Annotated in this window: 11 protein-coding genes; 6 read left to right on the top strand and 5 right to left on the bottom strand. The window is 66.5% G+C overall.

The genetic code is table 11. The annotated features are described in order from the left end of the window. Positions 1 to 12 precede the first annotated feature (12 nt). The 3 genes from V5734_RS15935 to V5734_RS15925 form a co-directional block, all read right to left on the bottom strand. The gene (locus V5734_RS15935; RefSeq protein WP_347310620.1) at positions 13 to 1,188 is read right to left on the bottom strand and encodes a dipeptidase; all 1,176 of its coding nucleotides are present in this window, start codon (positions 1,186 to 1,188) and stop codon (positions 13 to 15) included. 15 nt (positions 1,189 to 1,203) lie between these two features. Beyond that, positions 1,204 to 3,261, bottom strand: a complete 2,058-nt coding sequence (locus V5734_RS15930) for a Hint domain-containing protein (protein WP_347310619.1) — start codon at positions 3,259 to 3,261, stop codon at positions 1,204 to 1,206. A gap of 287 nt (positions 3,262 to 3,548) precedes the next feature. Then, a complete protein-coding gene (locus V5734_RS15925) occupies positions 3,549 to 5,378 on the bottom strand; it encodes a M3 family oligoendopeptidase (RefSeq protein ID WP_347310618.1) in 1,830 nt (609 codons plus the stop codon). A gap of 227 nt (positions 5,379 to 5,605) precedes the next feature. Here V5734_RS15925 and V5734_RS15920 point away from each other — a divergent pair, with 227 nt between their 5' ends. From V5734_RS15920 to V5734_RS15905, 4 genes are read left to right on the top strand one after another with little or no spacing between them, the layout of a single operon-like run. Next, positions 5,606 to 7,021 carry a circularly permuted type 2 ATP-grasp protein gene (locus V5734_RS15920; RefSeq protein WP_347310617.1) on the top strand — a complete coding sequence of 472 codons (1,416 nt, stop codon included), beginning with the start codon at positions 5,606 to 5,608 and terminating at the stop codon, positions 7,019 to 7,021. Between the two features lie 4 nt (positions 7,022 to 7,025). Continuing rightward, a complete protein-coding gene (locus V5734_RS15915) occupies positions 7,026 to 7,979 on the top strand; it encodes an alpha-E domain-containing protein (protein WP_347310616.1) in 954 nt (317 codons plus the stop codon). Continuing rightward, the gene (locus V5734_RS15910) at positions 7,976 to 8,782 is read left to right on the top strand and encodes a transglutaminase family protein (protein ID WP_347310615.1); all 807 of its coding nucleotides are present in this window, start codon (positions 7,976 to 7,978) and stop codon (positions 8,780 to 8,782) included. Before V5734_RS15915 ends, V5734_RS15910 begins: the two co-directional genes overlap by 4 nt. Before the next feature lie 34 nt (positions 8,783 to 8,816). Continuing rightward, a complete protein-coding gene (locus tag V5734_RS15905; RefSeq protein ID WP_347310614.1) occupies positions 8,817 to 9,542 on the top strand; it encodes a proteasome-type protease in 726 nt (241 codons plus the stop codon). Between the two features lie 45 nt (positions 9,543 to 9,587). On the opposite strand, the gene V5734_RS15900 is transcribed toward V5734_RS15905, so the two are convergent. Both V5734_RS15900 and V5734_RS15895 read right to left on the bottom strand, forming a co-directional pair. Beyond that, the gene (locus V5734_RS15900) at positions 9,588 to 10,523 is read right to left on the bottom strand and encodes an alpha/beta hydrolase (protein ID WP_347310613.1); all 936 of its coding nucleotides are present in this window, start codon (positions 10,521 to 10,523) and stop codon (positions 9,588 to 9,590) included. Positions 10,524 to 10,525: 2 nt separating this feature from the next. Next, positions 10,526 to 10,813: an SCP2 sterol-binding domain-containing protein gene (locus V5734_RS15895; RefSeq protein ID WP_347310612.1), complete on the bottom strand. Its 288-nt coding sequence runs from the start codon at positions 10,811 to 10,813 to the stop codon at positions 10,526 to 10,528. Positions 10,814 to 10,970: 157 nt separating this feature from the next. On the opposite strand from V5734_RS15895, the gene V5734_RS15890 reads away from it, so the two are divergent. Continuing rightward, a complete protein-coding gene (locus V5734_RS15890; RefSeq protein ID WP_347310611.1) occupies positions 10,971 to 11,441 on the top strand; it encodes a tetratricopeptide repeat protein in 471 nt (156 codons plus the stop codon). 10 nt (positions 11,442 to 11,451) lie between these two features. Next, a complete protein-coding gene (locus tag V5734_RS15885) occupies positions 11,452 to 14,223 on the top strand; it encodes a helicase-related protein (protein ID WP_347310610.1) in 2,772 nt (923 codons plus the stop codon). Positions 14,224 to 14,226: the final 3 nt, after the last annotated feature.

The raw sequence follows: 14,226 nt of genomic DNA, 5'->3' as shown, positions 1-14,226 counted from the left end.
CCGGGCGGGGCGTCAGGCGTCCGGCAGCGCCGCCTCGAGGAAGCGGATCATGTTGCCGCCCATGACCTTGGCGATCGCCGGTTCGTCGAGGCCCCGGTCCATGAGGGCCTGTGTGAGGGCCGCGAGTTCGGACACGTCGAACCGTGTCGTCACCGCCCCGTCGAAATCCGATCCGAGCGAGACGTGATCCGCGCCGACAAGCGCAATCGCCGCGACAATGGCGCCGGCGATCCCTGCCGGGCCGTCGTCGCAAGTGACCTCTTTCCAGAAGCCGATCCCGATCAGGCCGCCCTTGTCGGCGACCGCTTTCATCAGGTCGTCGGGGAAGTTCCGCACCGTCTGGCAGTGGCTGTAGATGCCGGTATGGCTGACCACGACTGGCACATCGACCATGTCCAGAACCTCCCGCGCCATCGCCGGGGAGGCGTGGGCAAGGTCGATGATCATCCGCTTCTCGACCAGTTTCTTGACCACCTCCCGGCCGAAATCGGTCAGGCCGCTCTCCGCCCCGGCCTCGCCGTGAAGCGAGGAGCCAAGCGCGTTGTCGAAGAAATGCGTGAGCCCGATCAGCCGGAACCCGGCATCGTACAGCTTGTCGAGATTGCCGATCTCGCCTGACAGGGCATGACCGCCCTCGGCGCCAAGGATCGCGCCGACGACCTTTTCGCCGCCCGCCCGGCGGTCGAGTACGGAGGCGAGATCGGCCCGCGTCCGCACGATCTTCACCGCATCGGGCGCCCTGTCCTCGGCGGCCGCCAGCGCTGCGGCCTGAACCAATGCCCGTTGCGTCAGATCGAGCCAGGCGCGCAGGGGGCGGAGCTGGCCCAGGAACAGCAGCGTGATGTCGTCGCGCGCGTCCGCCGCGTTCTTTTCGTAGTTGAGGCCGGAGGGGCTTTTCGTGACGGTGGTGAAGACCTGTACCGCGACATTGCCCTCGGCGAGCCGTGGCAGGTCGACCTGCCCGCGCGACGCGCGTTCGGTCAGGTCACGCCCCCAAAGCAGCGAATCCGCGTGCCAGTCCCCGATGATCAGCCGCTCGTGCATCGCCTTCGCGGCGGGGCTGACCGGCCAGGGATCGTGGGCGATAACCGGGTTCTGCCGCCTCTCGACGATGCCCGGAGCAAAGAGGAAGAACCCGAGCGCGGCGATGACGGCGAGCGCCGCGAGTATCCTCCAGATGAGCCACATGCGCCGCCCTCGCCGTCAGGACGCGAGGATCAGCCGCGCCTCGTGCCGTTTCACCGTCGATCGCGCCGCAGGATAGTTCCCATTGTTCGCGGGGGAAAGGTCCCCGATCAGTTCCGGGAACAGCGCCAGAACCTCGTCGCGCTGGTCGCGCTCAAGCCCCGAAAGCATCGCCGCCGCGGGCTGGAAGCTCTCGCTCCAGATCCCGTCGGAGCGAACGATCTCATGCCGGTCGAAGAGCAGATGGATGTAGCTCGTGCCGCCCGAGGCCGCGTCCCGCACCACGCCGGACAATCCGACGAAGTGCACCGCGGGCGCGAAGACCTCTGCCTCGCCAGCGAACAGCTCGGCCCGTGCGCCGCTGAGAAGCACCCGGTGCTGTGGCGACAGGCGCATGTCGCGCGCGGGCATCGCAGGGCCGAACGCCCCGGCGCGGATCAGGATCGGCCTGAGCGTCGGATGCGCTGCGAGATCCGCAGGCGTCAGATCACGCCGCCCGATCCAGCGCAGCGTCTGGTAGCCGTGATCCTTCGTCAGGACACGGTCGCCCGCCTTCAACCGCTCGACGGCGACCGGGCCCTGCCTGGTCTCGATCCGCGTGCCGGGCGTGAAGCAGGGGACGATGGTCTCGATGTTGGAAAAGGTCATCGTCCCGACGACATTGCCCGACCCGTCGAGTAATTCGACCGTGCCGTTTTCGTGGTCGGGTGTCGAGAAGACGATGTTGGTGGTCGCCTTGGTCCAGCCGGACCCGAAGAGGTCGAGCACGTCGTTGTCGCCGCCGCCCGCATCCTCGGAACCATCGACGACGTCGCCGGCAGTCAGCCCGGCGAAATAGTCGCTTCCGGTGCCGCCGGTCATCGTGTCGTCGCCGGCGCCGCCGATCAGCGTGTCGTTGCCGGTACCGCCGTCGAGTGCATCGTTCCCGGTGCCGCCATCGAGGCTGTCCGCCCCGTCCTCGCCGAACAGCCGGTCATCGTCCGCGCCGCCGATCAGCGTGTCGTCGCCGCCGCCACCGTAGATCGTGTCGTTGCCCGCGCCGCCGTCCAGTAGGTTGGCGCCGACCAATTGGGCCCCGATGGCGTCGTCGATGAAATCGTTGCCGTCGCCGCCATGGACGGTGTCGTCCCCGGCGCCGAAGATCAACGTGTCGTTGCCGGGGCCACCGTCGATGATGTCGCTGCCGTCGCCACCATCGACGTAGTCGTCTCCGGCGCCGCCCGCGATGCTGTCGGCCCCCGCGCCGCCGAGAAGCGAGTCGTTTCCGTCTCCGCCGTCGATCGTGTCGTTTCCGTCTCCGCCGAGGATGGTGTCGTTGAAGACGCCGTCTCCGCCGTAGAGCGAGTCGTTGCCGCTGCCGCCATCAATGGAATCCGCGCCGGTTCCACCGTCGACGTAGTCGTTGCCGAGCCCGGCCAGCACCGTGTCGTTGCCCGCCCCGGCGCGGACGCGGTCGTCCTGCCAGGCCGTGCCGGCGCTCGAGATCCCGTCGCCGTTGTCGATCCGGTCGGTCCCGTTGGCGACCGGCTCGACATAGCTGGCGTTGATCAGGTCGTTGCCTGCGGTCCCCTCGACGAAACCGTCGTCGAAGCCGGTGACATAGCGATCTGTGCCGAGGTTGCCGCTGTAGCTCGCGGCCGAGTTGAACGTGATCGACTGGATCGGCTTGGCTTCATAGACGTTGGTGTCGGACCCCGCGGCGGTTTCGGGGGCCAGGAAAAGCTGCCCGGTCGTGCTTTGCAGGACGACGGCCGTCACCGTCCCGGTCGTCCCGTCGGCATAGGTCACCGTGGCGTTGTACTGGACGCTGATGTCGAAGGTGAAGGTCTGGGTGCCCGATCCGATATCGGTGGTGAACCGGTCGTTGGCAAGGTTGTTGTTCCCGTCCAGCGCGGTCGCCGAACCGCCCACGTTGACCATCGTGGCCGAGGTGATGTGCGTGTAGAGCGGATTGCCGGACGATCCGAAAGTGCTGCCGACGAAAGCGTTGATGTTTTCGGCGGTGGTATTGCCCTCGGTCGGGTCGAGCATCGTCGACGACGTTCCGAGATAGATCCAGTTGAACGTCGTCGCCATTGGCTACTTCCTCATTCCGTGGAAGCAGGCGGGGCCGTGGCGATGGAGTGGACCCCCGTTGGGGAGATCCGGATCGCGCGCGGGAAGATCCGTCGTTTTCACACGTTCACACTCGTCTGGTCCGGCAAGCCGGGCGTTCCTCTCACACTTGAGGCTAGCGCGTGTTTTTCACGGTTTTCGGGCGGAAAAATGGCGCAAATCATCTGTTTGCGCTCGATCTTGGGGCAAATCGGCAAAATTGTAGCAATGCCACGCGGTGCGCGCACAGAGGGCCGCGCGGCCCGGCGTCAGTCCTCCATCGCCTCCAACTCGTCGATCATGCCGGCGATCATGCTGAGCCCCTTGTCCCAGAACGTCGGATCGCTCGCATCGAGCCCGAAGGGCGCGAGAAGGTCCTTGTGGTGCTTCGATCCGCCCGCCTTGAGCATCTCGAAATACTTCTCCTCGAAGCCCGGCAGGCCCTCTTCGTAGGCGGCATAGAGCGCGTTCACGAGGCCATCGCCGAAGGCATAGGCATAGACGTAGAAGGGCGAGTGGACGAAATGCGGGATGTAGGACCAGAACGTCTCGTATCCGTCCATGAATTCGAAGACCGGCCCGAGGCTTTCGCCCTGGATGCTCATCCAGAGCGTGTTGATGTCTTCAGGCGTCAGCTCACCCGCCCGGCGCGCGGCATGGAGCTTGCATTCGAAATCGTAGAAGGCGATCTGGCGGACGACCGTGTTGATCATGTCCTCGACCTTGCCGGCCAGAAGCGTCTTGCGCTCGTTCGGCGTCTTCGCCTGGGCGAGAAGCCGGCGGAAGGTCAGCATCTCGCCGAAGACACTGGCGGTCTCGGCGAGCGTCAGCGGCGTCGAGGCCAGCATCTCGCCCTGCGGGGCGGCAAGCACCTGATGAACGCCGTGGCCAAGCTCATGCGCCAGCGTCATCACGTCGCGCGGCTTGCCGAGGTAGTTCAGGAGAACATAGGGGTGGACATCCGTCACCGTCGGGTGCGCAAAGGCGCCGGGCGCCTTGCCGGGCTTCACACCGGCGTCGATCCAGCCCTTGTCGAAGAAGGGTTCCGCGATCTTCGCCATCTCGGGCGCGAAATCGGCATAGGCCGACATCACCATCTCGCGCGCCTCGTCCCAGCCGACGGTCTTCTTTTCCTCGATCGGCAGCGGCGCGTTCCGGTCCCAGACCTGGAGCTTGTCGAGCCCCATCCACTTCGCCTTCAGCGCATAGTAGCGGTGCGAGAGCTTCGGGTAGGCGGCGACGACGGCGTTCCTCAGCGCCTCGACCACCTCGGGTTCGACGTGGTTCGAGAGATGCCGCGCGGTCTGTGGCGTGGGCATCTTGCGCCAGCGATCCTCGATCTCCTTTTCCTTCGCGAGCGTGTTGTGCACCCGGGCGAAAAGCTTGACGTTCTCGCCGAAGACCTGCGCCAGCGCCCGCGCCCCGGCCTCGCGGCGGTCGCGCTCGGGCTCGGAGAGAAGGTTCAGGACGGCTTCGAGGCTCATCGGCTCGTCTTCGCCGGCGACGGTGAATTCCAGCCCCGCCATCGTCTCGTCGAAAAGCTTGTTCCAGGCCGAGGCGCCGACGACAGAGGTATCGTGCAGGAACTTCTCCAGATCGTCCGAAAGCTGGTGGGGCCGCATCGCGCGCATCCGGTCGAAAACCGGCTTGTAGCGTCCGATCTCGGCATTGGCCGTAAAGAGCCTGTCGTAGGCCGCATCCTCGATCCGGTTGAACTCGAGCGAGAAGAAGACGAGCGGCGTGGTGAAATCGGTGACCTTGTCCTGGCAGTCCGACATGAACTTGGCGCGGGTCGCGTCGACCGTGTTCTGATAGTAGCGCAGGCCCGCATAGGACATGATCCGCCCCGCCACCGCCTCGATCCGCTCGTAGCGGCGGATGCAGTCGAGCATCCCTTCGGCATCGAGACCGGCAAGCTTGCCTTCGTAGTCGGACGCGAACCCGGCGCAGGCCTTCTCCAGCCAGTCGAGGTCGCGCGCCACTTCCGGCGCGTCGGGGGCGGTGTAGAGGTCGCTCAGATCCCATTCCGGCAACTTGCCGAGCCCGCCTCCCGCAGTCGCGTTGGCGTCGTGAACGGGGCGGGGCGTGGCGATCATCATGGCGTCCTCTTTTTTCCGGTGCCCCAGACATAAGGCGCGGGGCGCGCGCTCTGCAAGGTCGAGAACCTCGCAGTTTTCTGCCCAATATTTAGGCGTATGTGGATTTTTTCAGCGTTTTTTCGTTCGGGTCATGGGCTGATCGCGTGGTCGCGCTTTGCGCCACTGTCCTGGGTGCCTAACAATTCGACAACCGCCCGCGGAATCGCCGGAGCGGCACGGGATGATCAATGACCGCACACTATTTCAACGAGATGTATGACGGCGGCGCGGTGCGCAGCCTCTATGCGGCCCTTGAAGGCTGGACCCGGTCCATGCCGGCGGAATTGCGGGCAATGAAGCAGGCCGAGGCGGAGACGCTGTTCCGCCGCATCGGCATCACCTTCGCGGTCTATGGCGACGGCGGCGACCCGGACCGGCTGATCCCGTTCGATATGCTGCCGCGGATCTTCTCGCAGGCAGAGTGGCGCCGCCTCGATCGCGGTATCAAGCAGCGGGCGGCGGCGCTCAACGCCTTTCTCGTCGATGTCTACGGACGCGGAGAGATCATCCGCGCCGGGCGCATCCCGGCGCATCTGGTCTACGGCAACGAGGCTTACGAAAAGGCGGTTGCCGGTTTCGTGCCGCCGAAAGGGGTCTATGCCCATATCGTCGGTATCGACCTCGTGCGCACCGGCCCGGACGATTTCTTCGTGCTGGAAGACAACTGCCGCACCCCGTCCGGCGTCAGCTACATGCTGGAAAACCGCGAGATCATGATGCGGATGTTTCCCGCCCTCTTCCGAGAGAACCGGATCGAGCCGGTGGACGCCTATCCGGAGCTTCTGCGCCGCACGCTCGCCTCGGTCGCGCCAGCGAAATGCGAGGGCGAGCCGACGGTCGTTATCCTGACGCCCGGTCATTTCAACTCGGCCTATTACGAACATTCCTTCCTTGCCGACCTCATGGGGGTCGAACTGGTCGAGGGGCCGGACCTTTTCGTAGAAAGCGGGCTCGTCTGGATGCGCACGACGGAAGGGCCGAAACGGGTCGACGTGATCTACCGCCGCGTCGATGACGCCTTCCTTGATCCGCTGTGCTTCCGGCCGGATTCGATGCTTGGTGTGCCGGGGCTGATGGACGTCTACCGTTCGGGAGGGGTGACGATCTGCTCGGCGCCGGGTGCAGGCGTGGCCGACGACAAGGCGGTCTATACCTACGTGCCCGAGATGATCCGCTTCTATCTCGGCGAGGAGCCGATCCTGCAGAACGTGCCGACCTGGCAATGCGCCAGGCCCGACGACCTTGGCCATGTCCTCGACAACCTCGGCGACCTCGTGGTGAAGGAAGTGCACGGTTCGGGCGGCTACGGCATGCTGGTGGGGCCGAAATCGACCAAGGCGCAGATCGCCGCCTTCGCCGATCTCATCCGTGAAAATCCCGGCAACTACATCGCGCAGCCGACGCTGGCGCTCTCGACCTGTCCGTCCTTCGTCGCCGAAGGCGTGGCGCCGCGCCATGTGGATCTGAGGCCCTATTGCCTCGTCGGGGAGACGATCGAACTGGTGCCCGGCGGCCTGACGCGGGTTGCGTTGACCGAGGGGTCGCTTGTCGTCAATTCCTCGCAAGGGGGCGGCGTCAAGGACACATGGGTGCTGGCGGAGTGATGCGATGCTGAGCCGGACTGCTGACAATCTCTACTGGATCGGCCGCTACATGGAGCGGGCCGAAACCTCGGCGCGGCTTCTCGAGGTCGGCGCCCGGATCGCGCTGCTGCCCTCGGCCGGGCATGGCTACCGCAACGAATGGGATTCGCTCCTCCAGGCATCCGGGACGGCCGCCGGGTTCGCGAAGAAGTACGGCGACCCGATCCAGCGCAATATCGAAAGCTATCTCTTCTTCGACCGTGACAACCCGTCCTCCGTCGCCTCCTGCCTCGAACGCGCGCGCGAGAACGGCCGGATCGTCCGCACCGCCCTGACCGCGCAGGTCTGGGACGCGCTTAACACCGCCTATCAGGAGTTGCGGCAGCTGGAGCGGGCGGAGCGGAGCGCCGTCGAGACGAGCCAGCTGACCGAATGGACGATGCGCCACGCGGCCCAGGTCCGGGGCGCCATCGACACGACGCTTCTGCGCAACGACGGCTACGATTTCCTCGGCCTCGGTTACCGGCTGGAGCGGGCCGACAACACCGCGCGGCTCATCGACGTGAAATACTACGTGCTCCTGCCGCGCGCGGAATATGTGGGGAGCGGGCTCGATTCCTACCAGTGGACGACATTGCTCCGCGCGCTCTCGGCCCATCGCGCCTTTCACTGGGCCTACGGGGGAGAGATCACGCCCGCCAAGGTCGCGGATTTCCTGATCCTCAACCGGCAATGCCCGCGGTCGCTCCTGACCTCGATCACGGGCGCGGCGGCGCATCTCGATCACCTCGCCACGGCCTACGGGCGCGAGACCCCGGCGAAACACGCCGCCGACAAATTGCGCGACGAGGTCGCGGGTCTGACGGTCGAGGCAATCTTCGAGGAGGGCATGCACGAGTTCCTGACCCGGTTCATCGGCCAGATCGCCCGGATCGGCGCCTTGGTGCACGACACCTATCTGAGTGGGGAGACGCGATGAAGCTCGGCGTCTCGCACCGCACGGTCTACCGCTACGACGCGCCGATCCGGGTCGCGGTCCAAAGCCTGCGGCTGACCCCCTCGGTGTTCGACGGCCAGAAGGTTCTCGACTGGGAGATCGAAGTCGAGGGCGGCCAGAAAGGCGCGGCTTTCCGCGACGGGGCAGGGGACTGGATCGAAAGCTGGTCGGTCCGGGGGCCGGCCGATCACGTCACCGTGGCGGTCTCCGGCACCGTCGAGACGGCCGACCTGTCGGGCTTGTTGCAGGGGCATCGCGAGGCGGTGAACCCGGTCGTCTATCTGCGCGAAACGCACGCGACCCGGGCCGACGCGGGATTGAACGCACTGGCGCAAGCCGTGGCGGAGGACGAGCCGCTGGCGCGCGCCCATGCGCTTTCACGGGCAGTGGCCGACGCCATCGCCTACCGCCCCGGCGCGACCGAGGCGCACACGACGGCCGCCGAGGCGCTGGCCCTCGGCGAAGGTGTCTGCCAGGACCACGCCCACGCGCTGATCGCCGCGGCGCGGGTCCTCGGCCTGCCGGCGCGCTATGCCTCGGGCTACCTCTTCGCCGCCGAGGACGGCAGCCCGCACGAGGCGGCCCATGCCTGGGCCGAGATCTGGATCGACGGGCTTGGCTGGATCGGCTTCGACCCGGCCAACCGCTGCTGCCCCGACGACCGCTATGTCCGCCTCGGGTCCGGCTACGACGCCCACAACGCCGCGCCCATCCGCGGCATAGCCCGTGGCCTCGGGGTGGAAAGCCTCGAAGTCACGGTTGCGGTCCAGCAAGCTCAGCAATAGTGTCGCGCCTCGCGAGGGGATCGGGAACCGGAACATGACATATTGCGTCGGGCTTTTGCTGAACGAGGGTATCGTGCTCCTTTCGGACACGCGTACCAATGCCGGGCTCGACAATATCGCGGTCTACCGCAAGATGTTCATGTTCGAGGATCCCGGCGAACGCGTGATCGCGATCGTCACGGCGGGCAGCCTGTCGGTCACCCAGACCGCCATCGCCGAGCTGCGCGAGGCGATCGACGATCCCGAGGCCGGGCCCGACACCTCGATCATGATGGCGCCGACCATGCTGTCGGTGGCCGAGATCGTCGGCAATACGCTTGCCCGGGTGCGCCAGACGGTGGACGACAAGCTGGCCGTGATGCGCCAGGGGGTCTCGGCCTCGATGATCGTCGCCGGCCAGCGCAAGGGCGGGGCGATGCGGATGTTCCTCATCTATCCGGAGGGCAATTTCATCGAGGCGACTGACGACACGCCGTTCCTCCAGATCGGAGAGCACAAATACGGAAAGCCGATCCTCGACCGGGTGGTGCGGCCCGACACGTCCCTTGCCGATGCCCAGAAGGCGGTGCTCTTGTCGATGGACTCGACGCTCCGCTCCAACCTGTCGGTGGGGATGCCGCTCGACCTCGCGGTCATCCGCCGCGACGACTGCCGCGTCGCCGAGCAGCGGCGGATCGAGGCAGGCGATCCCGATTTCGCCAAGATGAGCGCGGCCTGGTCGAAAGCGCTTCGCGACAGTTTCGCGAAGGTGAAGATCTGATCCTACCGACCTTGACGGATTGACGCGAACCGGCCGGCCTCCGGTTCAGCCGCGATGGGCGTCGAAGAGCGTGGCCGACATGTCGTAGAACCGCTTCCGGATGGCCGGGTTTTCCATCATCAGCTCGTGCTCGGCATTGTCGACAAGGTCGAATTCCGCCCCCGGCCAGCGCCCCATCCGCGCGTGGATCGCGGGCGCGTGGACGATCCGCTCCTCGGACCCGAGAACGGTGAGGCAGGGCAGGCCGGGCGAGGGGCGGCGGGCCAGTGCCCGCGTCTCGCAAAGCGCCTCGCGCAGCCATTGCAGCGTCGGTCCGCCGATGGCGAGGTCCGGATGCACTGTCAGCTGGCGCTGCATGAAATCGAACATCTCCCGGTCGCGCGTCAGGAAATTGCCCTCGTAGGGCGCTTCGAGCACATAGGTCATCGGCGAGGTGGAGGGCACCAGGCGGTCGCCCATCCCCAGAATCGGCGCGAGGGTGGACAAAGTCCAGGCCACCGGGCGCAGGAGGGGATGCATCTTGATCCCCCACATCGGCGCGGAGAACGTCACCGCCCGGACCGGAAGCCCGTCATAGATCGACCGAAGCCCGATGCAGCCGCCCATGGAATGACCGAGGAGGAAATAGGGCTCGGGCAGTTTCTCCGCCCGGACGAACTCCATGAAGGCCGCCACGTCGCGCTGGTAATCACCGAACCTGCCGACATGGCCGGGCGCCCGTTCCTCGATGAGCCGGTCGGCGATGCCCTGGCCGCGCCAGTCGAGCACCGCCATCGCATAGGCCCGTTCCGCGAACTCCCCCGCGGCAGGGCCATATTTCTCGATGTACTCGGTCCGGCCGGAGAACAGCAGCACCGTCCCCTTCGTGCCGCCGCGCCAATGCGCCGCGCGAATGCGCACCCCGTCGGACGTGCCGAGCCAGACACAGGTCGCACCTGCGGGCGCCTCGGCCACGTCGTCGTAGAAGGGGGCCGTCTCCATCCTCAGGACAGGACCGCGCCCAGTTGCATCGCCAGCCCCATGTCGCCGTCGACGGCGAGCTTGCCTTGCATGAAGGCCGCCGTCGGATTGACGTCGCCCGACAGGATTCCCTCGAAGGTCTCGCGGTCCGCCGTCAGCGTGACATCGGCCTCATCGTCGCCGGCTCGGACGCCGGTGCCGTCGATGATCAGCGCGCCTTCGTCCTGGATGACGAATTTCGCCACGCCCGGAATGCCGCCGGTGATCTTCTCGCTCAGCGCCGCCACGGCCGCCTTCACCACTTCGCTCATCGTTCCTCCAAATGTGACCGCCGGGGGTCTCGCTTTCCGGCGCGTTTCGTCTACACTCTGCACCGTTATGGGACGTTTAACCACCCACCTCCACGTGCTATCGGCGGCCTTTGCCGTTGCGTTATCGCTGGCCGGTCCGGTTGCCGCCGCGTCAGATATGCTCGACAACCTTTACGCTGAACTTGCTGACCCGAACAACCCGGAGTGGCAAAGGGCACAGGCCGATATCCTGCGGGAATGGTCGAAATCCGGCTCGGCGTCGATGGATCTCCTGCTCAAGCGGGGGCGCGAGGCGATGGATGCCGGCGACCTTGTCGCCGCGATCGAGCATTTTACCGCGCTCACCGATCATGCGCCGGATTTCGCCGAAGGCTGGAACGCGCGGGCCACCGCCTATTTCCTCGCCGGACAGTTCGGGCCGTCGGTCGCGGACATCGAGCGGACGCTCGCCCTGAACGTGCATCATTTCGGCGCCCTCGACGGCCTCGGGATGATTCTCGAAGAGCTTGGCCGCGACGCTTCGGCGATGGAGGTCTACCGCGCCTCGCTGGCTATACATCCGCATCAGGACAACATAAAGCAGGCGCTCGAACGGCTGGAAAAGAAGACGTCCGGAACGGCACTCTAGGAGCGGTCTCATGGCGGCGGAGACGAGGATCACCGCGGTCCTCGGACCGACGAACACAGGCAAGACACATTACGCGATCGAACGCATGCTCGCGCACCGCACGGGCGTGATCGGCCTGCCGCTCCGGCTCCTCGCGCGCGAGGTCTACGACCGGATCGTTGCCGCGCGCGGGCCCGCCGTCGCCGCGCTCGTCACCGGAGAGGAGCGTATCGTCGGTGCCCGCGCCCAGTACTGGGTCTGCACGGTCGAAGCGATGCCCACCGATATCGGCGCCGATTTCCTTGCCGTGGACGAGATCCAGCTCTGCGCGGACCCCGAGCGCGGCCATGTCTTCACCGACCGTCTCCTGAACGCGCGCGGCCTCATGGAGACCCTGTTCCTCGGCTCCGACACGATGCGCGGCGCGATCGCGGCGCTGGTGCCGAAGGTGCAGTTCCTGCGGCGGGAGCGGTTTTCGACGCTGACCTATTCAGGTTCGAAAAAGATAAGCCGGATGCCCGCCCGCAGCGCCATCGTCGGGTTTTCGGTTGAAAACGTCTATGCGATTGCCGAGCTCATCCGCCGCCAGAAGGGCGGTGCGGCGGTTGTGATGGGCGCGCTTTCCCCCCGCACCCGCAATGCGCAGGTGGCGATGTACCAGAATGGCGAGGTCGACTACCTCGTCGCAACCGACGCCATCGGCATGGGCCTCAACCTCGATATCGGCCATGTCGGGTTTTCCGCGACCGCAAAGTTCGACGGTTGGCGGATGCGCAGCCTCTTCCCGCATGAACTGGCCCAGATTGCCGGCCGCGCCGGGCGGCACATGGCGCCCGGCACGTTCGGGGTGACGGGCGAGGCGGCGCCCCTCGCGCCGGAAGTCATCGAGTGCATCGAGAACCACCGCTTCAGCCCGATCCAGCGGCTCAACTGGCGCTCCTCCGCGCTGGATTTCGGCACGGTCGACCGGCTCGTCGCCTCGCTCGAAGTGTCGCCGCAGGACGAATGGCTGATGCGGGGCCGCGAGGCGGACGACCTGCGCGCGCTGAAGACGCTGGCCGACCTGCCGGCGATCCGCGACCGCGCCCGCCATTCGCGCGACCTGCGGCTTCTCTGGGATGTCTGTCGCATCCCCGATTTCCAGGGCATCTCGGCCCAGGAACATGCGAACCTCCTCCAGCGGATCTTCGGGTTCCTGCAGGAAGGACACGTCCCCGACGACTGGCTGGCGGCGCAAATTCGCCGGATCGACCGCACCGAAGGCGATATCGACACATTGTCGAAACGGCTGGCGTATATCCGCACATGGACCTATGTCGCGCAGCGTTCGGGCTGGGTTCAGGACGAAAGCCATTGGCGCGACGAGACGCGCGCTGTAGAAGACCGCCTGTCGGATGCGCTGCACGGTGCGCTGACGCAGAGATTTGTGGACCGGCGGACGAGTGTCCTCCTTCGCCGGCTCAAGCAGAAGGAGGGCCTCGTGGCCGAGGTGAACGACAAGGGCGAAGTGACGGTCGAGGGCGAATTCGTCGGCCGTCTCGAAGGATTCCGCTTCCATCAGGACGGATCGGCCACGCCCGACGAGGCGAAGACGCTGAAACAGGCGGCCTATGAGGCGCTGCGCCCCGAATTCCACTTGCGTGCGGACCGCTTCTACAACGCGCCCGATACCGAGCTCGACTTCACCGAGCAGGGCGGGCTGATGTGGGGCAGCTCCGCCATGGGCAAGCTCGTGAAGGGCGCCGACGTGATGAAGCCGCAGGTCGAGGCCTTCGTCGACGAGGAGGCCGGGTTCGACGTGGCCGAAAAGGTCCGCCGCCGGCTCCAGCATTTCATCGACCGCAAGGTCGCGACGCTCTTTGAGCCGCTTCTGAACCTTCAGCGCGACGAAACGCTCACCGGTCTTGCCCGCGGCTTCGCCTTCCGGCTGGTGGAGGCTCTGGGCGTCCTGCCGCGCGAAGGCGTGGCGGACGAGGTCAAGGCGCTCGACCAGGACATGCGCGGCGCGCTCAGGAAGCATGGCGTGCGGTTCGGCCAGTACACGATCTTCCAGCCGCTCCTGCTGAAGCCCGCGCCGACGCGGCTCCGTCTGGTGCTCTGGTCGCTTTTCGAAGGGCTCGACGAATTCCCCGAAAGCCCGCCGCCGGGTCTCGTGACCGTGCCGAACATCCCCGATGTGCCGAAGGGCTATTATACGCTCTCGGGCTATCACCCGGCCGGCGCCCGGGCGATCCGCATCGACATGCTGGAGCGCCTCGCCGACATCCTGCGCACGATGGACAGCCGGGCGGGCTTCGAGGCCAATCCCGACATGCTTTCGATCACCGGCATGACGCTGGAGCAGTTCGCCGACCTGATGGCCGGTCTCGGCTATAAGGGCGAGCCGGGCGAGCGCGAGAAGGTCCGTTCCGAACCCGTCGCGCAGCCGACGGAAGAGGGCAAGACCGCCAATCCGATCACCGAAGAGGAAGCGGCGCTGCAAACCGTGACCGAAACCGAGGTCTTCTACACCTTTACCTGGGCGCCGCGTCCGCGCGCGCCGCGTGGCGACCGTCCCGAGCGCGGCAAGCGCCCCGGCGGGGCCCCGCGCGACGGCGGCGGCGAGAAGCGCGAGGGCAAGCCGCGCGGCGACCGAGGCGGCAAGCCCCACAAGGGCAAACCCGGCGGCAAGCCCGGCGGCAAGGGCAAGCGCGAGGAGCAGGGCGGCGGCCGCACTTTCGAGACGCGCCCGCCGAAGAAGGACCGGATCGACCCCGACAACCCCTTCGCCGCCGCGCTGATGGGGCTTCGGGACAAGATCTGAGGC

This window comes from Defluviimonas sp. SAOS-178_SWC, assembly GCF_039830135.1.
Taxonomy (GTDB): Bacteria; Pseudomonadota; Alphaproteobacteria; order Rhodobacterales; family Rhodobacteraceae; genus Albidovulum.
This window is presented reverse-complemented; position numbering and strand designations above follow the sequence as displayed.